This is a genomic window from Roseococcus sp. YIM B11640 (assembly GCF_049727625.1).
GTDB lineage: Bacteria > Pseudomonadota > Alphaproteobacteria > Acetobacterales > Acetobacteraceae > Roseococcus.
On the sequence record NZ_JBBJOZ010000002.1, the window covers coordinates 778,000 to 800,652 of the forward strand.

Below are 22,653 nucleotides of genomic sequence, written 5' to 3' on the forward strand. Positions count from 1 at the left end.
TGCCGACCCCGTCATTGCCCTCGAGCCAACCGTCACAACCTTCGATTGTGCGCCGAGGTCTGCTCGCGCTCCCCCTCGCGGCGGCGGCCATCCCGGCCCATGCCGCGACGCGCCCGCCCCGGGATGCGGCCCTGGCCGAGTGGGAGTACTTCAAGACCAGCTTCCTGCGGCCCGAGGGGCGGGTCGTGGACAACTACAATGGCGGCGTCTCGCATTCCGAGGGCCAGGGCTTCACCATGCTCATGGCCGTGCGTTTCGACGAGCCCGAAACCTTCGCGACCCTTCTGCGCTGGACGCGCGCCACCCTTTCCCGGCCGGACGATCATCTCCTGGCCTGGTGCCACCGGCCCGGCGAGGCGCCCCGGCCCTCCGATCGCAACAACGCGACGGATGGCGACCTCTTCGTGGCCTGGGCGCTGGCCGAGGCGGCGGACAAATGGGGCCAGCCGAACTACCGCGCCCTTTCCGTCGCCATGTGCCGCGACATCCTGGGCAAGCTCGTGGTCCAGAGCGGCGATCGCAGCGTGCTGCTGCCCGGCATCATGGGCTTCCGCGAGCGCGATACGCTGGTGGTGAATCCGAGCTACTACATCTACCCCGCCTTCAACGCGCTGCGCCGCGTGCACGCCTCGCCCGCCTGGTCCTCGCTCGAGACCTCCGGCTTGCGCCTGGCGCGTTCCGCGCGCTTCGGGCGCTGGGGCCTGGTGCCCGACTGGGTGGCGATGTCGGGCAGCATGCCCGGCCGTCCGGGGATCGCTCCCGGGCGGGCGCCCCGCTTCTCCTACGACGCCGTGCGGGTGCCTCTCTACCTGGCCTGGGGCGGCTTCGGTTCGGAGCCGCTGGTCGAGGCCGCCAGCCGCTTCTGGCACGATCCGTCCCTGCCTCGCATGCCGGCCTGGGCGGACCTCAGGACGGACGAGATTGCGCCCTATGCCGCCGACCCCGGCATCGCGGGCGTGGCCTGGCTCAGCGCCCGCGCCTCGGGCCAGGCGCAGCCGGGGCGCAGCGCCGATGCGGCGCGCCCGCCCTACTACTACTCCTCGGCGCTTCGGCTGCTTTCGCGCCTGGCCATGACGGATATGGCGGAAGCGCGCCGCCAGGTCGTCGCGGCCCGGTGATCAGCCCCGGCGGTCGAGCGCGAGCCTGACCTTCCGCGCCAGCTCGTTTCGCCGATAGGGCTTGGAAAGTATCTCGGCATCCGCCGGAAGGCTGCCCTGTCGGGCCTGCACGTCCTCGGCGTGGCCCGAGGTGAACAGCACCCTCAGCCGCGGCAACAGCTTGCGCGCTTCCTCCGCCAGCTGCCCGCCGGTCATGCCCCCGGGCAGCACCATGTCGGTGAAGAGGAGGTCCACGGGCGCGCTGGCGCGCAGCTGGGCCAGCGCGTCGCTCGCCCCCATCGCTTCCAGCACGTCGTAGCCGAGCATGCGCAGCTGGCGCGCCGCGAAGGCGCGCACCGCCACATCGTCTTCCACCAGCAGGATGCGTTCCTGCCCCAGCGCCAGGTCGCCATCCTCCACCTCCGCCCTGCCCGGTTCGACCGCGCACGCGCTGGCGCGCGGGAAATAGAGCCGGACGGACGTGCCTTTGCCCGGCTCGGACTCGATTTTCACATGACCGCCGGACTGCCGGACGAACCCATAGACCATCGAAAGGCCCAGGCCGCTGCCCTTGCCGACGTCCTTTGTGGTGAAGAAGGGCTCGAAGGCCCGCGCCGCCACCTCGGGCGGCATGCCGGCGCCATTGTCGCTCACCGCGACCATCACGTGGTCTCCGGGCGTGACCCCGTCCTCCCGCGCCGCATAGGCCTCGTCGAGACGGGCATTGGCCGTCTCGACGGTGATTTCTCCGCCATGCGGCATGGCGTCGCGCGCGTTCAGGCAGAGATTGAGGACCGCGTTCTCGACCTGCCCGGCATCCACCCGAACGGCCCAGAGCGACGCACCGGGGACGAAGACCGTCCGCACATCGGCGCCCAGAGCGCGGGGCAGAATCTCCATCAGCCCGGAAAGCAGCTGGTTCAGGTCGTGCAGCCGCGCGTCCAGCGCCTGCTGGCGCGAGAAGGCGAGAAGCCGGCTGGTCAGCTCGGACCCGCGGCGCGCGGCCTCCGCCGCCTGGCGCGCCATGGCGTTGAGCTCGGCATCGTCCGCGAGGCTGTCCATCAGCATTTCCGTGCTGCCGAGAATGACGGTGAGCAGGTTGTTGAAGTCATGCGCGATGCCGCCGGTAAGCTGGCCCACCGCTTCCATCCGTTGCGCCTGGCGAAGCTGCCCCTCCAGCGCCAGCCGCTCCGTTACGTCGGAATCCACGGAGAGGACGGCGCGGGGCGCGCCCTCCTCGTTCCGCAGCAGCGTCCAGTTCGATTGCACCGTCACCGTGCCGCCGCCGCGGCGCAGCAGCTCCTGCTGGCCGCGCCAGTCGCCGTCGCGCAGCAGCACTTCCGTCGCGGCCGCGAAGGCCGCGGGGTCCGGGAACAACATGGCCGAGCCGTCCTGGCCGATCGCCTCCGTGGCGGACCAGCCGAAGAGGCGCTCCGCACTCGGGTTCCAGTACTCGATGCGGTTGTCGAGCCCGCGGACCCAGATCGCGTCGCTGGCCTGCGCGAGCATGGCCGCCTGCTGCTCCAGCTGCTTCTGGTTGCGCTTGCGCTCGGTGATGTCGCGCTCGACCGCCACCCAATGCGTGAACCAGCCCGTATCGTCCGCAACCGGGACGATATCCATCTCGAGCCAGAACTCGTCGCCGGCCTTCGTGTAGTTCAGCAGCTCCGACCGGACGGGGCGCCAGCGCTCCAGCGCGGCCGCGATGCGGTCCAGCTCGGCCCGGCTGGTGCCCGGGCCCTGGAGGATGCGCGGCGTCCGGCCGATCACCTCCTCGGCAGAATAGCCGGTCCGGCGCTGGAAGGCATCGTTCACGAAGACGATGCGGGGGCCCGGCAGCCGCACGGGCTCCGCCTCCGTGATCATGATGATGTCGTTGAGCTTGGCCACCGCCGCCTCCAGCACGCGCAGCCGCTCGTCGCGCTGCCGCACCTGGGTGACGTTCTGCACATAGACGGTGACGCCCTCGCTGCCCGGGTAGATCGTGCCCGAGAAGCTCTCGTCGAAGGGCTCGTAGTATTCCTCGAACCGCTCCGCCTCGTGCCGGCTCACGACGCGCTCCATGCGCTGCTGGAAGGGCTGTCCCACCAGGTCGGGGAAGATCTCCCAGATGACGCGGCCGAGCAGCTCCGGGACCGGCCGGCGCAGGTAGCTGGCGGCGCGTGCGTTGACGTAGGTGAAGCGCCAGTTGCGGTCGAGCGTGTAGAGGCCGTCGCTGATGCTCTCGAAGGTCCCCCGCAGCTGCTCGGCCAGCTGGCCCGCCTTGGCCTCGGCGCGCATGCGCTCGGTCAGGTCCCAGATCACGGCGAGCACGGCGGGGCGCCCGCGGAACTCGATGGGCTCGGCGCGGATCTGCACCTGGCGGATCTCGCGGCCGGCCGCGATGTGCCGCCAGGGGCCGGTGTTGCTCAGGCCCGAAGGGGCTTGGCTCGCGGCGAAGCGCGCGGTCTCACGCTCCTCCGGGACGCTCACGTCGGCGACCGTCATCGCGAGGAACTCCTCGCGCGAGCGGCCATAGGCCGAGGTCGCGGCGGCGTTCACCTCCAGGAAAGCCAGGCTCTCCCGGTCGAAGACCCACATCGGGGCCGGATGGCGCTCGAAGAAGTGGCGGAACTGCGCCTCGCTTTCCGCGAGGGCCTTCGCCTCCATGCGCTGGCGTGTGACGTCGCGCTGGATGGCGATCCAATAGCTGACCCATCCCGCCTCGCTGGCGAAGGGCGAGATGCTGAGCTCCGACAGGAAGCTCGACCCGTCGCGGCGGTAGGTCACCGCATCCTGCGTGACCGGCAGGTTCTGCCGGAGGCGGGCGCTGAACTCCTCGTTTTGCGCCGCGCCGTGGGGGCCGCCGAGAATCTCGGAGGAACGGCCGATGATCTCGCTCCTTGTGTAGCCCGTCTGCCCCAGGAACGCGGTGTTGACGTAGCGAATTCTCGGATCGCCGTGGTCCGGCGTCGCCTCGCCGATCACGACGCCATCCGCGCTCGCCTCCACCGCGCGGCGGAACAGCTCCGTCTCCTCGGCATCGATCAGGCGGCGCAGCAGGGGGCGGAGCGTGCTGGCCGCGTCCAGTATCGTCTCGCGGATCTCGTTCAGATCGTGGTCGCCGGGGCCGAGACCCATGCCGATGGCGTAGCGCTGCTCTCCCACCAGGATCGGCGTGATCACCTGGGTGACCACGCCGATCTCCGCATTGAGGCGCAGGCCGGGATAACGCTCCTTCAGCTCCGGGCTGACATCCTGGATGACCATCTGCTGGCCGGTCCGGATCGCCTCGCCGGTCAGCGAATTGTCGAGGCGCATCCCGGCCTCGCGCAGCGACACGAGATAGGAAGGGTCGAGCGGGCCGAGCCAGCCGCGGCCGCCGAGAAGCTCCAGCCGCACGCCGTTGGCGGCCACCCTGAAGAGAAGGCAGACGCGCCCGCCCACGGCCTCGCGCAGGGCGGACATCGCCCCTTCGGCCGCGGCGTGGGAGCTGGAGGTGGCCGCGGTGCTTTCCAGCAGGCGCGCCCGCAACTCCGTCCGGCGCGCCATCCGATCCCGGCTGCGAAGCTCCCGCCGCAACTCCAGCTCGGCCATCACCAGCGCGGCGAGATCGCTCAGGATCTCGGCCTGGTCCGCGGTGAAGTCGGGGTGCGGCCGGTCGTCGAGGACGCAGAGCGAGCCCAGCGCCTCGCCCTCCGGCGTCAGCAGCGGCGCGCCCGCGTAGAAGCGCAGATGCGGCTCGCCCGTGACGAGCGGGTTGTCCGCGAAGCGCCCGTCGTCGCCGAGATCGGGCACGACCAGCGCTGCCTTCCGCTGGATCGTGGTATCGCAGAACGCGACCTCCCGGGGCCCCGCCTCGGCATCGAGGCCAATCCGCGCCTTGAGCCAGAAACGGTCCCGGTCCAGGAAGGTGACCAACGCGATGGGCATGCCAAGCAGCCTGGAGGCCAGGCGCGCGATCCGGTCGAAGGCCGCTTCCGGCGGCGTGTCCAGGATCTCGTAGCGCCGCAGCGACCGCAGCCGCTGCTCCTCAGCATCGCGTGAATCGACTTCATTCATCGCTTCCGTCCCAACAAGTCGCGGCCTGGCCTCCTCCGCTGCTCCCGCTCACGCGATCGGCCGGCCGTCCTCCATCTCTGGCGCCTTCTTCTCCGGCCGGGGCGCCGCGGGCAGCGTCACGCTCGCCAGGCAGCCTCCTTCCGGGCCGGCGCCGATCCGGAGCTCGCCCCCATGCGCCTCGACGACGCGAAGCGCCAGCGCGAGCCCGAGCCCCGCCCCCGGCCATTCCCGGCTGAGCGACATGTCCTTCTGAAGAAAGGGCGTGCCGATCTGCCGCAGCACATCTGCCGGCATGCCAGGGCCACCATCCAGCACGTCCACGCGCGTGTGGCCCTCGCCCGCGGCCTCCCAGTGGATCACGACCCCCCCGCCCTCGGGCGTGGCCTTGACGGCATTGTCGCCGAGCTGCTGGAGGGCGCGCTCGATGCGGCTGATGTCGCCAAAGAGCCTGGGCTCGGCCGGTCCATCGAGCACGATCGTGACCTTCTTGGCCACGGCCTGCGCCGCCAGCGCATCCCGCACCCGCCCGGCCACCGCGCTGACGCGCTCCGCCATGGGCGGGGCCAGGCCCTGCCCGTCCTGGAGGGCCACGACATCGAGCGCCACCTCGATCAGCTTGAGCAGGCCCGTGCCGGCATCATGGATCATCCGGGCGTATTCGCGCGCTTCCGCCTCCGGCAGTCCCGGCGCGGAAGCGATGACGTCCGCGAAGCCGATGATCGGAATCAACGGTGAGCGTAGTTCGTGCGAGACGATGGCCAGGAGGTTGAACCGCGCCCGCTCGGCGCGCTCCAGCGCGGTGCGGGTGTGCTGCAACCCAGTCTCGGATTCGCCGAGCCTTCGGACCAGCTCCTGCCGCTCGGTCTCGGCGATGCGGCTGCGCTGGCGTATCTCCGCCTCGCGCGCCGCGCGCTCCCGCCGCGCGAGGGCCGAGGCGCAGGCGCGCTGGATCGTCCCGGCGATCTCGGCCAGGCGGAAGGGCTTGCGGATGAGGTCGAAGGCCTGCGCGCGCATGGCCGCGATCGCGGTGTCGGTCGTCGCATAGCCGGTGATCAGGATGACCTCGAGCGCAGCGGCCTCCTCGCGCTCCATCAGCAGTTCCTGCGCCATGGCGAGCCCGGTCTTGCCGGGCATCGCGACGTCCGAAACCACCACGCAGATCAGCGGGTCATCCTGCAACTTCAGCCGCGCATCCTCGGCATTATGCGCCCGCACGGAGGACAGGCCGATGCGCTGGAGATAGGTGGCGAGCGTTTCGACGATCGCCGGCTCGTCGTCGACGATCAGAATGCGCGCCGCCCCCATGCCATCGGCGGTCGTTCCGGGGGGCGCCTCGCGCGGTAAATGGTCCGTCAACAAGGCGTCTCCCTCAGGAGGCAAGCTGCCTCAGCCCCGGCGGATATTGTGGAACTGCGGTGGCCCACGCAGCACGCCCGTGATGTTCGAGCGATAGGCGGTGGGCTGGAAGTACTGCCCCGTGGGCATGTAGGGAACGGTGTCGAAGGCGATGCGTTGCATGTCGCGCGCGGCCGCCTGCTCGGCCGCGAGGTCTGGCGCGTCGAACCACTCGTTGCGCTTCGCCTCCAGCTCCGGGATCTCGGGCCAGCCGACCCAGGCCTCGGCGCCGTTGCCGCGGATGGAGTTGTGCCCGGCCGGCGTCCAATGGTCGAAGGCGGACCAGAAGGTGCAGAAGGCCGACCAGCCGCCCTGATCCAGTGGGTTCTTGGTCGCGCGGCGCTGCAGCACCGTGCCCCAGTCCGTCGCCACGTAGTCCACGTTGAAGCCCATCCGCCGGAAGGTGTCCGCGACGACGAGCGTGGAGGCGTTGATGGAGGAGAGGTCCGTCGCGTTCATCAGCACCAGCTTGGCGCCCATGGCCCCCGCCGCCTGGAGCTCCCGCCGCGCCTGGTCCACGGACTTCTTGTAGCGGTCGAGGCCGACATCGGAGGCGAGCGGCGAGGCCGGTGCGAAGAAGCCCACATTGTCGCGGATCAGCTCGGGGCTGCCGATGACCGGCGTCATGATGTCGAGCTGGTTGAGCGCCGTGATCACCGCGCGCCGGACGGCGGGGTTGTTGAACGGTTCCGTCAGGTGGTTCGGCCGGATGATGCCGATGAGCCCCAGCACGTCCGCCACCTCGACCTTGAGGTTCCGGTTGCGGCCGAGCAGCGGCAGGAAGTCGCCCGAGGGCTGCTCCCACCAGTCGGTCTCGCCGGACTGCAGGGCGGCGGCGGCGGTCGCGGCGTCGGTGATGATCTGCCACTCGACGCGCTCGAAATGCGCGACCTTGGGGCCGGCCGTCTGCTGCGTGGCGCCCTGGGGCCGCGGCACGTAGCCCGCCCACTTCTCGTAGACGGCCTTGCTGCCCGGGTTCCACTCGTTGCGGACGAAGCGGTACGGGCCGCAGCCCGTCGTGTCCGTGATCTGCTGGAAGGGATCGGTCTGCGCCACCCGCTCGGGCATGATGAAGAGGCAGGGCGTCGTGATCTTCGCGAAGGCGTCGATCATCTTCGGGAAGGGCTTGTTGAGCTGGATCTCGAAGGTGCGGTCGGTCGGCGAGCGCATCTCCACGAGCTGCGTCAGCAGCCGCTGGCCGAAGGCGTCGCGCCGGGCCCAGCGGCGGATGGAGGCGATGACGTCGCGGCCGCGTACCGGCTCGTTGTCATGGAACTTCAGGTTCTCGCGCAGCGTGAACTTCCACAGCAGCCCGTCATTCTCGACCGTATGGCCCTCGACCATCTGCGGCTGGGGCTTGAACTCGTTGTCCAGGCCGTAGAGCTGATCGTAGATCAGGTATCCGTGGTTGCGGACGATGAAGGCCGACGACCAGAAGGGGTCGATGGTGGACAGGTTCGCGTGCGGGACGTGCCGCACGACGCGCGCATTGGCTGGCTGGGCCAGTGCCGGCCCCGCGAGCGAGGCGGCCGAAAGCGCCCCGGCGCCAGCCAGGACGTGACGTCGATGAATCATGGAAGCCTCTCCAAGCTCAGGAATCGGAGCCTAATGCGCCAGCCGTCCTGGCGGAAGCGGCATCGTTCCGCCCGGCCGCAATTGCGCCACGGCTTGCGGCGAGAAGGCGCCCCATGCAGGCAATGATCGGTCAGTTCCTCCGCTTCGGCGTGGTGGGCGTGGTGGGCTTCCTTGTGGATGCGGGGGTGCTGATGGCCATGATCGCGCTTGGCCTCGGGCCCTATGCCGGGCGCGTCGTCTCCTACCTCGCGGCCGCGAGCACCACCTTTGCGCTCAACCGGGCCTGGACCTTCAGCACCGCCGCCCGCGATGCGCCCGTCGCCTCCCAATGGGGGCGCTTCGTCGCGCTGAACCTGATCGGTTTCGTGGCCAATTACGGGACCTACGCGGCGCTGCTGGCCGGAACCACGCTGGTCGCGGCCTATCCCGTCATCGGGGTCGCCGCGGGCTCGCTGGCGGGCATGTTCATCAATTTCGGATTGTCGCGCCGCTACGTCTTCAAGAGCGCGTAGCCATCGAAGGCGCGCGGCCAGGCGGCCCCGAGGGGCGCGCCCGGCGCCGGAGGGCAGAAAATCCCAGGGAGATGAAAACGGCTGGTCGGAGTGAGAGGATTCGAACCTCCGGCCCCTGCGTCCCGAACACAGTGCTCTACCAGGCTGAGCTACACTCCGCCGGCCGTGGGCGCCCTATTAGCCATGTGGCGCGGCCTCGGCAAGCCGGGGCACGGAAGATTGCTTCTCATGGCCGTGCCGAGGCCCGCGCATGGGGAAAGCCGGCGGCCCCGAGCCGCGCCAGGAAGCCGGCCTCGCCCTCCTGCGGCAGGAAGAAGAAGGTGAAGATGTAGGGGTCGGAAACGGTGAACACGGCCGGATCCGGGCTCGCGGCCTGCATGGTGGCAGGGTCGAACTCCGCCAGGGGACGCAGCGCCCCGGCATGCCAGAACCAGCCGCGATAACCGAGCGACCCCAGCAGCGCCGGCACGTCCCGCGTGGCGCCCGGCCGGTGGCGCTCCTCCACCTCGACGGAGAGAATCGGGCGGCTGCGGGTCAGGGTCTCCCGCCCGCCCGCGATCGCCTCCTCCTCCGCGCCCTCCACATCCAGCTTCACGGCCGTGACATCGCCGAGGCCGAGCGAATCGAGCGTCACGACGCGGACCTGGTGGGCGCGGGTGGTGACGCTGGCATGCTCGCCGTAATCCTTGGCCAGGCTCGCCCATTGCTCCTGCGGCACGCCGTCCAGGATGGGAAGGGTAAGCAGCGCCTCGCCGGGGGCGTTCCCCAGGGCCTCGCCGTGCAGCACCACATGTGGAGGCACCTCGCCGAACTCCCGCGCCAGGGCCTCGCGCAGCCGCGCCATCGCCTCGGGCAGCGGCTCGAAGCCATGCACCACCGAGCCCGGCAGATGCGCCAGAGGAATGGTCAGCAGCCCGTCATGCGCGCCGATATCGAGCAGGATCCCCGGCCGGTGCAGCGCCCGGTGGAAATCCAGCTCCCGCATCAGAGGGTCATGAACCCGCGCGAGACGGCGACCACGCCCCCGCCCACCCGCACGCGAATGCCGCCCGCCGTCTGCCGGGCCGCCAGGACCAGCTCGCTCGGCCGGCCCATCTCGATGCCCTGCTCCACATCCAGCGTCAGCGCCGTGCCACCCGCGAGGTGCAGGAGCAGCCCGGCCAGCGCGACATTGGCGGCCCCCGTCGCAGGATCCTCCAGGATGCCGCCGAGCGGGGCGAACATGCGCGCCCGCCGCCGCCCGATACCGAGGGGCGTGTGCAGCAGCAGCCCCACCGGGGGCACCTCCAGCCCGGGCAGGTAGCGCGCCATGGCCGCCACATCCGGCATGGCGGCGGCCAGGGCTTCGGCATCCTCCACCTCGGCGATGGCGAAGGGCACGCCGCAGCCGGCCAGCAGCGGCGGGTGGCCGTTCACGTGGATCGCGTCCTCGGGCAGCGCGGCGCAGGCGGCGATGGCCGCGCGGTCCAGCTCGGCCCCGATGCCGAGCGGCAGCGGCGCTTCGATCTCGGCCGCGACGGGCAGGCCCGCCGCGTCGCGCGTCAGCTGCGCGGGGACCAGGCCGGCCTCCTGCTGCATCACCAGCGTGTCGCCCGCGTGGCCGAAGCGGCGCGCCAGCATCACGGCCGCACCCACGCTCGGATGGCCGGCGAAGGGAAGCTCCCGCGCCGGGGTGAAGATGCGCAGGCGGATATCGGCGCCCGGCGCCTCGGCCGGCAGGACGAAGACGGTCTCGGGCAGGCTCATCTCCCGCGCAATGTCCTGCATCGCCTCGGGCGCGATCTCCTCGGCCCCGAAGACGAGGCCCAGCGGATTGCCCGCGAAGCGGCGCGTGGTGAAGACGTCTGCCGTCGCGAACTCAAGTTCCATCAAGCGCCTCCGCGATGGCCCGGTTCATGGCCTTCACGCCCGCGGCGGCGCCTTCCGGGTGGTTCCAGACCGCGCCCACCACCGCGAGGAAATCCGCCCCCGCGCGCACCAGCTTCCCGCAATTGACCGCGGTGATTCCCCCGATGGCCACGGTGGGCACCTCCATCATCTCCGTCCACCATTCCAGGATCTCGGGGGCCGCGTGGTGCTGCACCTCCTTGGTCGAGGTCGGGAAGAAGGCGCCGAAGGCCACGTAGTCGGCGCCGAGCTCGCCCGCCTCCATCGCGAGGTGGCGCGAGGCATGGCAGGTGATGCCGAGGATCTTGCCCTCCAGCAGCTTGCGCGCGGCGGCATGGTCGCCATCCGCCTGGCCTAGATGGGCGCCGTCGCAACCGCTGGAGGCGGCGAGCGCGGCATTGTCGTTCAAGAGGAAGGCGACCTCGCGGTCCTGCGCGATGGGCAGCAGCTCGTCCACCGCGCGGCGGATCGCGTCCTCCGGTGCATCCTTGAGCCGGAGTTGCACGCAGGCGACGTCGCCCGCATCCAGCGCGGCCTCCAGCTGGTCGGCGAAGTCCGGCGGCAGGACCGGCGGGGTGACGAGGTAGAGGCGGCAGCGATCGTCCATGGCTCTTCTTCGCCCGGGCTGGGGTGGAGGGGCAAGCATCGCGGCCGGATGGGGTTGCGGCGAGGCGATGATAGGATTATTTTCTGATACGCCAACGCCCGATCCGCGTCCCGAAGCCCGCTGGGCAGCGGTAAGATAGTAAGATGGTAAGATAGTAAGGCGGGCGTCGCGGCATCGCCCCCCGGAATCGAACATGGCCCGAGGCTCTCGCCCCGGGCCATGTGCAACTCCGGCCGGATCCGAAGGATCAGGCCTTGGTCTTGTAAACCTCGATGATGTCGGAGAGCAGCTTCAGCGCCTCGGCCTTCGGGCGCTGGAAGGCGTTGCGGCCGACGATCGAGCCATTGCCGCCGCCGGCGTGGATGGCCTTCACCTCGTTGAGCAGCGCGTCGGCGCCCTTCGCCTCGCCGCCCGAGAAGACGACCAGGCGTCGGCCGTTGAAGCAGGCCTTCACGATATGGGCGATGCGCGCGGCCGCGTCCTTCACCTCGACCGGATGCGACTGGTAGGTCTTCTTCGCGGCATCCAGGAAGATCGCGTCGGTCGGCGGCTTCACCTTGATGATATGCGCGCCGGTCAGCGCCGCGATGTGCGCGGCATAGGCAGCGATGTCGAGCGCCGTCTCGCCGACCTTGTCCAGCATCGGGCCGCGCGGATACGACCACACCACGACGGCGAGGCCGACCGACTTCGCTTCCTCGGAGAGCTGGCGCAGCTCCTCCATCATCTCGAACTGGTATTCGCTGCCCGGATAGATGGTGAAGCCGATGGCCGAGCAGCCGAGGCGCAGCGCGTCGGCGACCGTGCCGGTGACGGCCTGGTCCTTGGTCGTGGACAGGCTGTTGGAGGAGTTCACCTTCAGGATGGTCGGGATGCAGCCGGCATAGCTGGCGGCCCCCGCCTCGATGGCCCCCAGCGGCGCGGCATAGGCGTTCAGCCCGGCCTCGATCGCGAGTTCGAAGTGGTAGTGCGGGTCATAGGCTTCGGGGTTGGGCGCGAAGCTGCGGGCGGGCCCGTGCTCGAAGCCCTGGTCCACCGGCAGAATCACCATGCGGCCGGAGCCGCCGAGCTTGCCCGTCATCAGGATGCGGGCGAGGTTGGCCTTGGTCCCGGGATTGTCGCTCTCATACCAGGAGAGGATTTCCTTGACCTTGCGCGTCAGCTTCATCCGGCGCTTCCTTTCGATGGCTAAGCTGACGGGGCTTTAAGGCAGATTTCACGGGTCTGGAAGGGCCAGCCAACTTTCCAGATGCCTCAACCCCTGGGGTTTCGCGAGGTCCACGCGCGCGAGATCGAGCGCAGGCGGGGCTTTCGGCAAGAGGCGCACCCCTGAGCCCAGCGCAATTCGCGCGACGCCCGCGAAGGCCGGAACCGCGGGCGACAGCACCACCGCCCCGAATCCCGCCCGCATCGCGGCCAGGGCGTGCCCCGGGGCATCGGCCGCGTCGAGAATCGCGAGCGACAGCGCGCCATGCGCCTCCACCAGCGCGCGGAACCCTACCACGCCGATATAAGCCGCGGCCCCTGGCGCCGAAAGCAGCGCCACGGGCCGCGCTCCGGCGCACTCCAGCACCACGGCCACCTCCCGCGCCGCGTGCACGATCACGGCTCGCGGTTGACCCTGGCTGCCCTGCATGCCAACGCTTTCCCACGCGGCGCGCCGCCCCGTCCAGCGCCACCGCCCGGAGTGGGATTTGAACCCGATCGACACCACGCTACTCGCCGCCGAGCGGCTCGAAGCCGCGCTGGAGCGCCTCGCCGAGGTCCTGGAGGCGCGCCTCGCGGAGCAGTCCGAACACGTTCCCGCCGCGAGCGGGGACATGGTGCCGCGCGCAGAGGTGGAGCGCCTGGCCCAGCGGCTGGACGACGCCCTGGCGCGGCTGCGCGCCATGCTGGGCGAAGAAGCCGGTCTGGAAAATTGAGGAGATAGCCATGGGCCAGGTCAATGTCCGGGTGAACGGCTACAACCACACCATCGGCTGCAAGGATGGCGAGGAAGAGCACGTCCAGGACCTCGTCGCGCAGATCGAGGAGAAGGTGCGCGTCATCCGCTCCATGGGCGGGCAGTTCAGCGAGGCGCGCATGCTGCTGCACGTCGCGCTGCTCTTCGCCGACGAGGCTGCGGATCTGCGCATCGACCTCGCGCGGCTGCGCACGCAGGGCCCGTCTGCGCAAGCCAGCAGCGCCCCCGGCCTCGTGCCCGCGCCGCCCGAGCCGGACCCGCGCCTGGCCGAGCGGCTCTCGCGCATCGCCGAGCGGATCGAATCGATCACCACGGCAATCGAGAAGCCGTAGTTTTCGGCCCGAGGCGCCGGGCGCCGCCTCCAGCGGCTCGGGTTGCCGGCGTGGGCGGCCCCGTCGCGGCAATGATGGTCTGGCCGCCACCGCTTGCAGCGCGCCCCCGGCGCCCCTAAGTCATGCAGGCGAGGCTGCCCGGTGCGTGAGGCAGGACATCCCCGGGGCCAATACGCAACTCCCGGGAACTGGCGCTGGCCGGGCCTTGGTCCGGTTATCTGGTGCCCACCTGCTTAGCAGGCCTTGGGAGGATGCATATGCCAACGGCCAGGGCGGCTTCGCGCTTCCTTCTCAGCCCCTGCGGAACCGCCTGAGCCCCAGGAACTGCGCGAGCGCCGGAACGACCCATTGCGATGCGGAGGATGACTTCGCGGGCCGGGTCCAGGCTTCCGTCAGGCCCACGCGGGCGCGCCGCACCAGCCCCGCCTGCTCCAGCGCCCGGCGCCCCTGTTCGCAAGCGGCTTCGCCCACGAACATCGGATGGAATTCCACGACCACGAGGCGCGATCGGGCGAGAAGGCTCGGGTGGTCGCGAAGGAATTCGATCTCGCCGCCCTCGATGTCGATGATCAGGGCATCGAACTTCAGCCCGTGCCGCGCCTCGATCTCTTCCACCGGCTGGGCCGGGATGCGCAGCGCATCGGAGCCGCGATGCGCCACGCTCGTGCTGCCGGAGACGATGGCCTCCGCCGTCCAGAAGTCGCGCGCACCGGCCTCGCGGGCCACCATGCCCGGCTCGACCGCGAAGCCCGCCCCGTTGCGGTCGCGGTTGGCCCGCAGCCAGCGGACGAGCTGCGGATGCGCCTCCACCACCACATGTCGGCTGGGATCGCGCAGCCGGCGGTTCACCAGGCAAGACACCACGCCGAGGCAGCCGCCGAGCTCCAGCACCGTCGCGCCGCGCCGCAGGTAGCGGGCGAGCAACAGCCTTTCGGGCAGCTCATAGAGGCCAAGCAGGAACCGGCCGCGGAAATGGCGGTTCGTCAACGCGCCAGGGACGCCGAAGCGCAGCCCGTTCACGCGGTACTCGCCACCCAGCCAGTCGAAGACAGCTCCGCTGAAGTTGCGGAGCCGGGCCAGGCCTTTTTGGCTCGCCATCGGCAATTTGCCCTTAGAGGCGTCGCTCCCTGCCCCAACTTATCCAAAGCATGAAACCAACGCGCGAATTGATCTGAGAGGCTTCCAGAAATGATACGGTCCCGCCGACGGGTCTATGCGGGGTTTCCCGTATGGGACGCATGGCTCCCGTCCTGAGGCCGCTGTCGCCAGGAGGGCGGCATTTTCGTATCACCTGCGGATGTCCGCTCCCCTGCCCTCGACGCTGTCGCTGAAGGCCGCGGCTCGCTCGCGCGCTCTCGCCGGGCGCCGGGCGGTGCCGGGCGCCGGCCAGGCGCTCCGCGACGTGGTGCTGCGCGAGATGCCTCCCCCGCCGGGCGCGCTGGTCGGCGGCTTCTGGCCGATGGGCGAGGAGATCGACACCCGCCCCACACTCGAGGCTCTGCTGGCCCTGGGCCACGGGATCGCCCTGCCCGTCACCACGCCGCGCGGCCAGCCGCTCTTCTTCCGGCGCTGGTCGCCCGGCACGGAGATGGCGCCCGGCCCCTTCGGCACCACGCACCCGGCCGAGGGCGAGCCCGTCTCGCCGCAATGGCTGCTGGTCCCGCTGCTGGCCTTCGACCGGCGCGGCGCGCGGCTCGGCTACGGCGGCGGCTATTATGATCGCACCCTGGCCCTGCTTCCCGGCGCCATCGCCATCGGCGTGGCCTATGCGGCGCAGGAGGTGCCCGAGGTGCCCACCGAAACCCACGACGTGCGGCTCGCCGCCATCGCCACCGAGCGGGAGCTGATCCGCACGTGAAGATTCTTTTTCTCGGCGACATCGTCGGCCGCTCGGGCCGCGACGCCTTCGTGGAGCGCGTGCCCGGCCTGCGCCAGCAGCTCGGCCTCGACCTCGTCGTGGTGAATGGCGAGAATGCGAGCCATGGCTTCGGCCTCTCGCCGGACATGGCGCGCGCCTTCCTGGCCGCGGGCGCGGATGTCATCACCCTCGGCAACCACGCTTGGGACCGGCGGGAGCTCATCCCCTACCTCTCGGAGGAGCCGCGCGTCATCCGTCCGATCAACTTCCCGCCCGGGACACCCGGCCTGGGCGCGGTGGTGGTCGAGGTGGCCGGAGGCCGCCGCGCGCTGGTGATCAACGCCATGGGTCGCCTCTTCATGGACCCGCTGGACGACCCTTTCCGCGCCGTGCAGGCGGAGCTTCAGAAGCACCGCCTGGGCCAGACCGTCCATGCCGCGATCCTCGACGTGCATGCCGAGGCGACGAGCGAGAAGCAGGCGTTCGGCCATTCCTTCGACGGGCTGGTGAGCCTCGTGGTCGGGACGCACACGCATGTGCCCACGGCGGATCACCAGATTCTTCCCGGCGGCACCGCCTATCAGACCGATGTCGGCATGTGCGGCGACTACGACAGCGTGATCGGCATGCAGAAGGGCGGCGCCGCCCTGCGCTTCTGGCGCAAGATGCCCGGGGAGCGCCTGGCGCCGGCCGAGGGCGAGGCGACGCTCTGCGGCATCTATGTCGAGACCGACGACGCCACTGGCCTCGCCCTGCGCATCGCGCCGATGCGGCAGGGCGGCAGGCTCAGCCAGATCCTGCCCTAAGCCGGAACGTTACAGACGCGACCCGATGCAGACCGATGCGACCCTGATTTGATTGAGGCAAGCACCGCTTTTGCCTGACATCCGCCGTGCAAACCCCATCGCACGGAGGCTTTCATGCCGGACTACACCTCGACCCCCAGCATCGGTCAGTTGCACGGAAATTCCTGCTGGGCGGCCAGCCTGGCCTGGTTCCTCAAGCAGGATACCGGCGGCCGGCCCTCTTGGTCGCAGAAGCAGATCATGGAGATCTACTGGCGCAGCACCCGTGAGGACGGGTCGCTGATCGGCGACTACCTCGCCACCCTCTGGTCCCAGGACCAGCGCCTGCGCATGAGCACGCGCGTCCACCCCACACCCGATCCCGAGCTCTACAGCCTGCCGCTGGGTACCAAGCCCGTCTGCATCGCCTTCAAGCACATCACGGGCTACGCCCACATGAACGTGATCTGGAGCCTCGGCGGCGACGACGTCATGTGCATGGAGCCGTACTGGCCCTTCCCCGGCACCGACGGGAAGCGCACCGGCCGCTTCGTCCAGCGCAAGCTCGAGCACTTCAACTACGGCGACAATGTCGTGCTCGCCTGGGCCAACCCGCCCGACAAGGCGAGCACCGCGACGCCCGCCGAGGCGGGGTGAGCCGCGGCGGCCCGTCAGATCACGTGAACGCCCAGCAGCGCGAGCAGCGCGATGAACAGCGTGCTCGCGATGCCCAGCGCCAGCGGGGCGGCGCCGCGCTTATGGAGCGCCCGCAGATCCGTCTGCAGGCCGAGCGCCGCGACCGACATGGCCAGCATCACCGGCACCAGGAAGCGTGAGGCATCGACGGCCTGGCGCGGCACGAGGCCCGTGCTGCCCAGCACCACCAGCGCAAGGAAGCCGAAGGCGAACCAGGGCACGGGCGCCTTGGCGTGCCCGGCCTCGCCATGGTGCTGCCGCGCGACCCACCAGCCGAGCGCGACCACCGCCGGCGCCAGCAGGAAGACGCGAGCCAGCTTCATGACCGTGCCGCTCTGCGAGGCGTCGGGCCCGCCGGCCGCCGCCGCGCCCACGGCCTGCACCACCTCATGGATCGCGGCGCCGGCCCAGAGGCCATAGGTGTTCCCCGTCATGCCCATGAGGTCGCCGAGATAGGGGAACAGGATCAGCGAGGCCGTGCCGCACAGCGTGATGACAGCGAGCGAGTAGGTCACGTCCTCGTCCTTGCCCCGAACGACCTGGTTGGCCGCCACGATCGCGGAGGCGCCGCAGATGGCCGTACCTGTGCCGATCAGGACCGAGAGCTTCTCGTCCACCCCCATGGCGCGGCCGAGCCAGATGGTGAAGGGCAGCGTCAGCCCGACCACCAGCACGGCCAGCACGAGCGCCCCGATGCCGAGCGAGGCGAGCATGCCGAGCGTGACCTGCAGGCCCAGCAGGACGATGGCCGCCCGCAGCAAGGGCCGCACCGAGAAGGCGATGCCGGGCTTGATGGCAGCCGGTCGCCCGATGACGGCACCCAGGCCGATGCCGACCACGAGCGCCACCACCACGGGGTTGAGCGCGGCGATGCCGGTCAGGTTACGGACGTAGATCGCCAGGGCCGCGATGGCCAGGCAGAGCGCCAGGCCGGGGGCCAGGCTGCGCGCGCGATCGGGAAAGGACTGGGCCGCGCTGGGCGCGCCGGTGGGTGCTGCCATGGAGTCGAAACAAGCCTGAGTTGTCCGGGCGACCGTCCACCCACGAGCCCGCAGCGTCAAGTCACGCGGGCGGTTGCGCGACATGCCTTCCGGGCGTCACACTCGGGTGCGAAACGAAGGAGTCTCCCCCATGCCGATCTTGCTGCCGCGCCGGTCGCTGCTGGCCGCTTCCCTGGCCGTGCCGGCCATCCGGACCGCCGCCGCGCAGACCACGCTGGAGTGGGTCGCCGGCTCGCTGGGCGGGGGCTGGTACACGATGGCCGCCGGCCTCGCCTCCCTCATCCGCGAGGAGAATCCCGACCTTCAGGTTCGGGTCGTCCCGGGCGGCGGCCTGGCAAACCCCACCCGCATCCAGAACGGCCAGAGCCAGATGGGCTGGGGCATCGACGCCTTCACGGCCAGCGCCTTCAAGGGTGAGGAACCCTACACCGCGGCCCATTCGCGCCTCCGCAGCCTAGGCACCGGCTATTCGCCGACCGACCACTACCTGCTCGGCCCCAAGGACGGGCCGACCGGCATGCGCGAGATCCTGACCACGCGCGGCCTCAAGCTCGGCACGCCGCAGCGTTCCTCGACCGACGAGATGAGCGCGCAGCGCATCCTGCGCTTCCTCGGCACCTCGCCAGACCAGATCCGCTCCGGCGGCGGGCGCTACCTCAACGGCAGCTACAACGATATCGCGGCCGCCTTCAATGACGGCCAGGTGGACTACATCTACATCTGCCTCGCCCGCCCGGCCGCCATCCTGACCGAGATCGCGCAGGGGCGCCGCTCCGCCAAGCTGATCGCCTTCCCCGACGACGTGCGCGCGCACATGAAGGGCACCTACGCCTATGCCGAGGCGAGCGTGCCGGTGGCCGCCTATCCGTCGCTCCTGACGGCGCCGATCATGGTGACGGCGATGGACAGCGTCGTGCTCGCGGCCGAGAACGTGCCGGAGGCAGCCGTCTATGCGATGACCAAGACCTTCATCAAGAACAAGGGCCAGCGGCTCGCGACCATCCATGCCTCCATGGAGGCCTACGATCCCGCAAGCTCGGCCCGCTACAGCGGATGCCCGCTGCATCCGGGCGCGGCGCGCGCTTATCGCGAAGCGGGCGTGCTCCCCGCTTGAGGTCGCTTTCCGGCTGGCTTGGGATCGCGGTCACGGCCTGGATGGCCGCGGCGGCCGCGATCCACCTCTATTGGGGCGGCTTCGGCTTTCCGGAGCCGGTGTGGATGCGCGGCTTCCACCTCGCCGTCTTCGTGCCGCCGCTCTTCCTCATGTACCCGGCCGGGAAGTCGTCGCCGTCCGGCAAGCCTTCCGTGGCCGACTGGCTCTGGGCCGCGGCGGCCGCGCTGCCGCATGTGTGGGTGATGTGGAACGCCGCGGCCGTCTCCGATCGGATGGAGTATGTCGATCCCTTCGGGCCCACGCTCATGGCGCTCGCCGTCATCGCCATCGTCACGTTGCTGGAGGCCACGCGCCGCGCGGTGGAGCCGGGCCTCGCCTGGATGGTGCTCATCTCGCTCGCCTACATGCAGTTCGGGCACCTGCTGCCGGGCGTGCTCAACACGCGCGTCTTCACGCCGGCGGAGATCCTGGAATCCGCCTGGCTCGTGCCGACCGCGGGCGGCGTCTACGGGCCGCTGACCGGCATCGTGGCCACGACCATCGCGATCTTCATCGTCTTTGGCGCCTTCATGCAGGGCAGCGGCACGGGGCGGCTCTTCTCCAACCTCGGGGCGGCCGTCGCGGGCCGCTACTCGGGCGGGCCGGCCAAGGTCGCGGTCATCACCTCGGGCCTCTTCGGCACGATGAGCGGAAGCTCCGTCTCCAACGTCATCACCACCGGCGCCATGACCATCCCGCTGATGAAACGCGTGGGCTATCGCGCCTCCGTCGCGGGCGGGATCGAGAGTGCCGCGAGCGTGGGCGGCGCGCTCATGCCGCCGGTCATGGGCGCGGCCGCCTTCGTCATGGCGGAGATGACGAACATCCCCTACGCCGAGATCATCAAGGCGGCCGCCATCGGCGCGGTGCTGTACTACTTCGCCATCCTCGCGGCCGTGCATTTCGAGGCGAAGCGCGCGGGCATGCAGCCCATGGCGCTGGCCGACATCCCCGCCTGGCGCGAGGTGCTGCGGGACGCGCATCTGGCCATCCCGATCTTCGTGCTCGTCTACCTGATGTCCGAGCGCTGGAGCGGCAATTTCGCCGCCTTCGTGGCGACGCTCGCCATGATCGCCATCGCCTTCCTGCGCCGCCGCACGCGCATGGGCTGGCGCGAGATCGTGGATTCGCTGGCCAGCGCGGGCCAGACCATGGCGCCGCTCGCCGTCTCCATCGCGGGCTCGGGCATCGTGGTGGCGGCCCTGACCTCGACCGGCATGGTCGTGGCCTTCGGCGGCATCATCAAGGAACTCGCGGGCGGATCGCTGCCCTGGCTGCTGGTGCTGCTCTGTATCACCGTGTTGATCCTGGGCATGGGCATCCCGACCACGCCATCCTACATCATCGCTGCCGCCATCGGCGTGCCGCAGATCATCGAGGTCGGTACGCGCGTGCTGGGCTATTCGGCGGCCGACCTGCTGCTGCCGGCGCATCTCTTCCTCTTCTATTTCGCGGTGATCGCGGATGCGACGCCTCCCGTTGCGGCGGCGGCCTTCGCCGCGGCGGCCATCGCGGGGTCCAGCCCCACCATCACCTCAGTCCACGCGACGAGGTTCGGCATCGCCGGCTTCACCGTGGGCTTCGCCTTCATCTACGACCCGGCCATCATGATCCGGGGCTCGCTGGCCGAGATCCTGCTGGTCACCGCGATCCAGGTGGCGGCGCTGGCCTCGGTGACGGCGGCCTACGCGGGCTACCTGACGGGACCGCTCAGCATCGGCTTCCGCGTGCTGTTGGGGGCGACGGGACTGATCGGCGCTTTCGGCTACTTCCTGAGCGACGAGGCGCGGTTCGGCGTCGCGCTGCTCGGCCTCGCCATTCCCCTCGCGTGGCAGGCGGTGGCGGGGAGGCGCGCTATTCCAGCCCCATGAGGCGGCGGTTCTGGCGCTCCAGCGCGACCATGCCGCCCAGGTAGCGGGCCTGCTGCGCATCCCAGCGCAGCCGGGCGTAGTGGAACTGGGTCGAGACCGTGCGCGGCCGGTTCCGCTGCACGCAGATGCGGCCGACGCGCACCGTCAGCGCGACCTCCGCGTAGCCGTCGCGCTCCGGCGGACGCGTGGTGAGCGGCAGCAGCCGCTGCTCCAGCCGCCGGGGTTCGCAGCCGCGCTCATAGGTCTGTACCGAGTAGAGGATGGGCGTCTGGAAAACCTGCCGCAGCGCGCCCTGCAAGGGCGCGGCCAGGAGGTACTGCTCGAAGCTCTCCTGGCTGTTGTGATGGCTGTTCAGCACGAGGACGCCGGGCCGCCCCTCCCCCAGCATCAGCATCTGCGTGAGCGAGGGCGCGCCGCCCGGATCCGTCCGCACCATCAGCGCGCCGGCGGGATGAAACTCCGGCGCGACCTGGGCCACGACCAGCACGTCGCCGAGCAGCATGGCGACATGGTCGCGCTCGCCCTCCGAGACGGTCAGGAAGGTCGGCATGCTGCCGCGGGAGATGTCGATCTCCGCCGCGCCCGGCGGGCTGTCCTCGCCTGCATCGGGCGCGGCGAGCGCGCCCGCGAATTCCGCCGCGCGGCCGTCCGTGCCGAGATCGGGCCAGGCGACACGCAGGACATCCCGGAAGCTCGCGACCGCGCGCGGCGTGGGCCGGGATTCGAGGGGGCGCGTCGTGGCGTCGCGCGCGAGGACCATGGGCGGCTCCTGCGCCGCCGCCGCCGTGGCGAGGAGCGATGCCGCCAGGGTCAGCATCACGCGCATGGCGCGAGCTCCCCCGTCATTTCGAAGGCCTCGGCGATCAGCGTCACGCTTCGAAGCCGCGCCTCCGTGTCGTGGCAGGGCGCGAGGATCGCGACTTCCTGCGCGCCGACCTCGATGGCCAGCGCCTCGATGCGCTCTCGCACCTGCCCCGGCGTGCCGATGATCGCGCGCTCGCGCATGCGCGCGACACGGGCGCGCTCGGCGTCGGAATAGGGATAGGCGGCGGCCTCCTCGGCCGTGGGCAGGGGCGGATAGACGCCGCGATCCCGATGCAGGCGCCACAGCGCGCGCGGCGCGAAGAGCGCCTCGGCCTCGGCTTCCGTGGGCGCAGCCAGGGCGTAGATGCCAATGGCCGCATGCGGACCCTGGCCACGCATCTCGCGGAAGGTCTGGCGATAGGTGGCGATGGCCTCGGCGCAGCCCTGCCCGTCGGTGATGAAATGCGCGAAGCAGTAGGGCAGGCCGAAGAAGGCCGCGACCTGCGCGCCGTAATCGCTGCTGCCCAGGATCCAGACCTCGGGGAAGGTCGGCACCTCCGGGCTCGCACGCACCTCGCGATAGGGATGCTGCTCCGGCAGCCCGTCGCCGAGCCAGCCCAGCAGGTCGCGCACCGCGGCGGGGAAGTTGTCGGCCGCGGTCGCGGCGTTGGGGTTGAGCGCATAGGCGGTGCGCCCGTCGCTGCCCGGGGCGCGGCCGAGGCCGAGGTCGATGCGCCCGGGCGCGATGGCCTCCAGCGCGCGGAACTGTTCGGCGACCTTCAGGGCGGAGTAGTGCGGCAGCATCACGCCCGCGCTGCCGATGCGGATGCGCTGCGTCGTGGCGGCGATGGCGGCGATCACAATCTCGGGCGCCGAGCCGGCATGGCTGCGGCTGTTGTGGTGCTCGGCCAGCCAGTAGCGCGCGTAGCCCAGGCGGTCGGCCAGGCGCGCGACCTCTAGCGTCTCCCGGATCGCCTGGCCCGCGTCGCGGCCGGAGACGATGGTGGACTGGTCGAGAATGGAGATCGCGGGAACCATCCGGGAATCCTAGAACAGCCTGCGCGTTGCGGGAACGC

At 70.5% G+C, this 22,653-nt stretch carries 21 protein-coding genes, 1 tRNA gene and 1 other RNA gene; 10 read left to right on the forward strand and 13 right to left on the reverse strand.

What is annotated here, in order from left to right; genetic code table 11:
- Positions 1-47 precede the first annotated feature (47 nt).
- On the forward strand, positions 48-1,118 hold the full coding sequence (locus WJM96_RS11135) for a glycosyl hydrolase family 8 (protein WP_424812559.1): 1,071 nt from the start codon (positions 48-50) through the stop codon (positions 1,116-1,118).
- On the opposite strand, the gene WJM96_RS11140 is transcribed toward WJM96_RS11135, so the two are convergent.
- From WJM96_RS11140 to WJM96_RS11150, 3 genes are read right to left on the reverse strand one after another with little or no spacing between them, the layout of a single operon-like run.
- Positions 1,119-5,138, reverse strand: a complete 4,020-nt coding sequence (locus WJM96_RS11140; protein ID WP_424812560.1) for a PAS domain S-box protein — start codon at positions 5,136-5,138, stop codon at positions 1,119-1,121. It abuts the gene before it with no gap.
- 48 nt (positions 5,139-5,186) lie between these two features.
- Entirely contained in the window at positions 5,187-6,494 is a 1,308-nt protein-coding gene (locus WJM96_RS11145; protein WP_424812561.1) for an ATP-binding protein, read from the reverse strand.
- A gap of 30 nt (positions 6,495-6,524) precedes the next feature.
- Positions 6,525-8,105 (reverse strand): ABC transporter substrate-binding protein, encoded by a 1,581-nt coding sequence (locus WJM96_RS11150; RefSeq protein ID WP_424813096.1) that lies wholly within the window; start codon positions 8,103-8,105, stop codon positions 6,525-6,527.
- A 116-nt stretch (positions 8,106-8,221) separates the two neighbouring features.
- Between WJM96_RS11150 and WJM96_RS11155 the strand changes: the two genes are divergently transcribed.
- Positions 8,222-8,620, forward strand: coding sequence for a GtrA family protein (locus tag WJM96_RS11155; RefSeq protein WP_424812562.1), 399 nt, complete (start codon positions 8,222-8,224; stop codon positions 8,618-8,620).
- 82 nt (positions 8,621-8,702) lie between these two features.
- Here the strand turns inward: WJM96_RS11155 and WJM96_RS11160 are convergent.
- The 6 genes from WJM96_RS11160 to WJM96_RS11185 form a co-directional block, all read right to left on the reverse strand.
- Positions 8,703-8,779, reverse strand: a tRNA-Pro gene (locus WJM96_RS11160).
- Between the two features lie 67 nt (positions 8,780-8,846).
- A complete protein-coding gene (locus WJM96_RS11165; RefSeq protein ID WP_424812563.1) occupies positions 8,847-9,605 on the reverse strand; it encodes an FkbM family methyltransferase in 759 nt (252 codons plus the stop codon).
- Positions 9,605-10,489, reverse strand: a complete 885-nt coding sequence (locus WJM96_RS11170) for a PhzF family phenazine biosynthesis protein (RefSeq protein ID WP_424812564.1) — start codon at positions 10,487-10,489, stop codon at positions 9,605-9,607. Before WJM96_RS11170 ends, WJM96_RS11165 begins: the two co-directional genes overlap by 1 nt.
- Positions 10,479-11,114, reverse strand: coding sequence for a thiamine phosphate synthase (gene thiE / locus WJM96_RS11175; RefSeq protein WP_424812565.1), 636 nt, complete (start codon positions 11,112-11,114; stop codon positions 10,479-10,481). The genes WJM96_RS11170 and thiE overlap by 11 nt, the downstream gene beginning before the upstream one ends.
- Positions 11,115-11,361: 247 nt before the next feature.
- Entirely contained in the window at positions 11,362-12,282 is a 921-nt protein-coding gene (locus WJM96_RS11180; RefSeq protein WP_424812566.1) for a class I fructose-bisphosphate aldolase, read from the reverse strand.
- 48 nt (positions 12,283-12,330) lie between these two features.
- Positions 12,331-12,750: a hypothetical protein gene (locus WJM96_RS11185; RefSeq protein ID WP_424812567.1), complete on the reverse strand. Its 420-nt coding sequence runs from the start codon at positions 12,748-12,750 to the stop codon at positions 12,331-12,333.
- Here WJM96_RS11185 and WJM96_RS11190 point away from each other — a divergent pair.
- The 3 genes from WJM96_RS11190 to ssrS all read left to right on the forward strand — a co-directional run bounded on the left by WJM96_RS11190 (position 12,749) and on the right by ssrS (position 13,692).
- The gene (locus tag WJM96_RS11190; RefSeq protein WP_424812568.1) at positions 12,749-13,036 is read left to right on the forward strand and encodes a hypothetical protein; all 288 of its coding nucleotides are present in this window, start codon (positions 12,749-12,751) and stop codon (positions 13,034-13,036) included. The two genes, WJM96_RS11185 and WJM96_RS11190, sit on opposite strands and share 2 nt — an antisense overlap.
- Positions 13,037-13,046: 10 nt before the next feature.
- Complete coding sequence (locus WJM96_RS11195; protein WP_424812569.1) at positions 13,047-13,409, forward strand: cell division protein ZapA; 363 nt, start codon at positions 13,047-13,049, stop codon at positions 13,407-13,409.
- 128 nt (positions 13,410-13,537) lie between these two features.
- Positions 13,538-13,692, forward strand: a non-coding RNA gene (ssrS, locus tag WJM96_RS11200) — 6S RNA.
- 8 nt (positions 13,693-13,700) lie between these two features.
- Here ssrS and WJM96_RS11205 read toward each other — a convergent pair.
- A complete protein-coding gene (locus WJM96_RS11205) occupies positions 13,701-14,507 on the reverse strand; it encodes an FkbM family methyltransferase (protein WP_424812570.1) in 807 nt (268 codons plus the stop codon).
- 199 nt (positions 14,508-14,706) lie between these two features.
- On the opposite strand from WJM96_RS11205, the gene WJM96_RS11210 reads away from it, so the two are divergent.
- From WJM96_RS11210 to WJM96_RS11220, 3 genes are all read left to right on the forward strand, one after another.
- Positions 14,707-15,267, forward strand: coding sequence for a 5-formyltetrahydrofolate cyclo-ligase (locus WJM96_RS11210; RefSeq protein ID WP_424812571.1), 561 nt, complete (start codon positions 14,707-14,709; stop codon positions 15,265-15,267).
- The gene (locus tag WJM96_RS11215) at positions 15,264-16,073 is read left to right on the forward strand and encodes a TIGR00282 family metallophosphoesterase (protein WP_424812572.1); all 810 of its coding nucleotides are present in this window, start codon (positions 15,264-15,266) and stop codon (positions 16,071-16,073) included. Before WJM96_RS11210 ends, WJM96_RS11215 begins: the two co-directional genes overlap by 4 nt.
- A 114-nt stretch (positions 16,074-16,187) precedes the next feature.
- Positions 16,188-16,709 carry a hypothetical protein gene (locus tag WJM96_RS11220; protein WP_424812573.1) on the forward strand — a complete coding sequence of 174 codons (522 nt, stop codon included), beginning with the start codon at positions 16,188-16,190 and terminating at the stop codon, positions 16,707-16,709.
- A gap of 14 nt (positions 16,710-16,723) precedes the next feature.
- Here WJM96_RS11220 and WJM96_RS11225 read toward each other — a convergent pair whose 3' ends face one another.
- Positions 16,724-17,749, reverse strand: coding sequence for a YeiH family protein (locus WJM96_RS11225; protein WP_424812574.1), 1,026 nt, complete (start codon positions 17,747-17,749; stop codon positions 16,724-16,726).
- 130 nt (positions 17,750-17,879) lie between these two features.
- Here WJM96_RS11225 and WJM96_RS11230 point away from each other — a divergent pair, with 130 nt between their 5' ends.
- Positions 17,880-18,863: a TAXI family TRAP transporter solute-binding subunit gene (locus tag WJM96_RS11230; RefSeq protein WP_424812575.1), complete on the forward strand. Its 984-nt coding sequence runs from the start codon at positions 17,880-17,882 to the stop codon at positions 18,861-18,863.
- Positions 18,860-20,773 carry a TRAP transporter permease gene (locus WJM96_RS11235; RefSeq protein ID WP_424812576.1) on the forward strand — a complete coding sequence of 638 codons (1,914 nt, stop codon included), beginning with the start codon at positions 18,860-18,862 and terminating at the stop codon, positions 20,771-20,773. The genes WJM96_RS11230 and WJM96_RS11235 overlap by 4 nt, the downstream gene beginning before the upstream one ends.
- Here the strand turns inward: WJM96_RS11235 and WJM96_RS11240 are convergent.
- Both WJM96_RS11240 and WJM96_RS11245 read right to left on the reverse strand, forming a co-directional pair.
- Positions 20,757-21,599, reverse strand: a complete 843-nt coding sequence (locus WJM96_RS11240) for a hypothetical protein (protein ID WP_424812577.1) — start codon at positions 21,597-21,599, stop codon at positions 20,757-20,759. The genes WJM96_RS11235 and WJM96_RS11240 overlap by 17 nt on opposite strands.
- Positions 21,590-22,615, reverse strand: coding sequence for an LLM class flavin-dependent oxidoreductase (locus WJM96_RS11245; protein ID WP_424812578.1), 1,026 nt, complete (start codon positions 22,613-22,615; stop codon positions 21,590-21,592). Before WJM96_RS11245 ends, WJM96_RS11240 begins: the two co-directional genes overlap by 10 nt.
- Positions 22,616-22,653 lie beyond the last annotated feature (38 nt).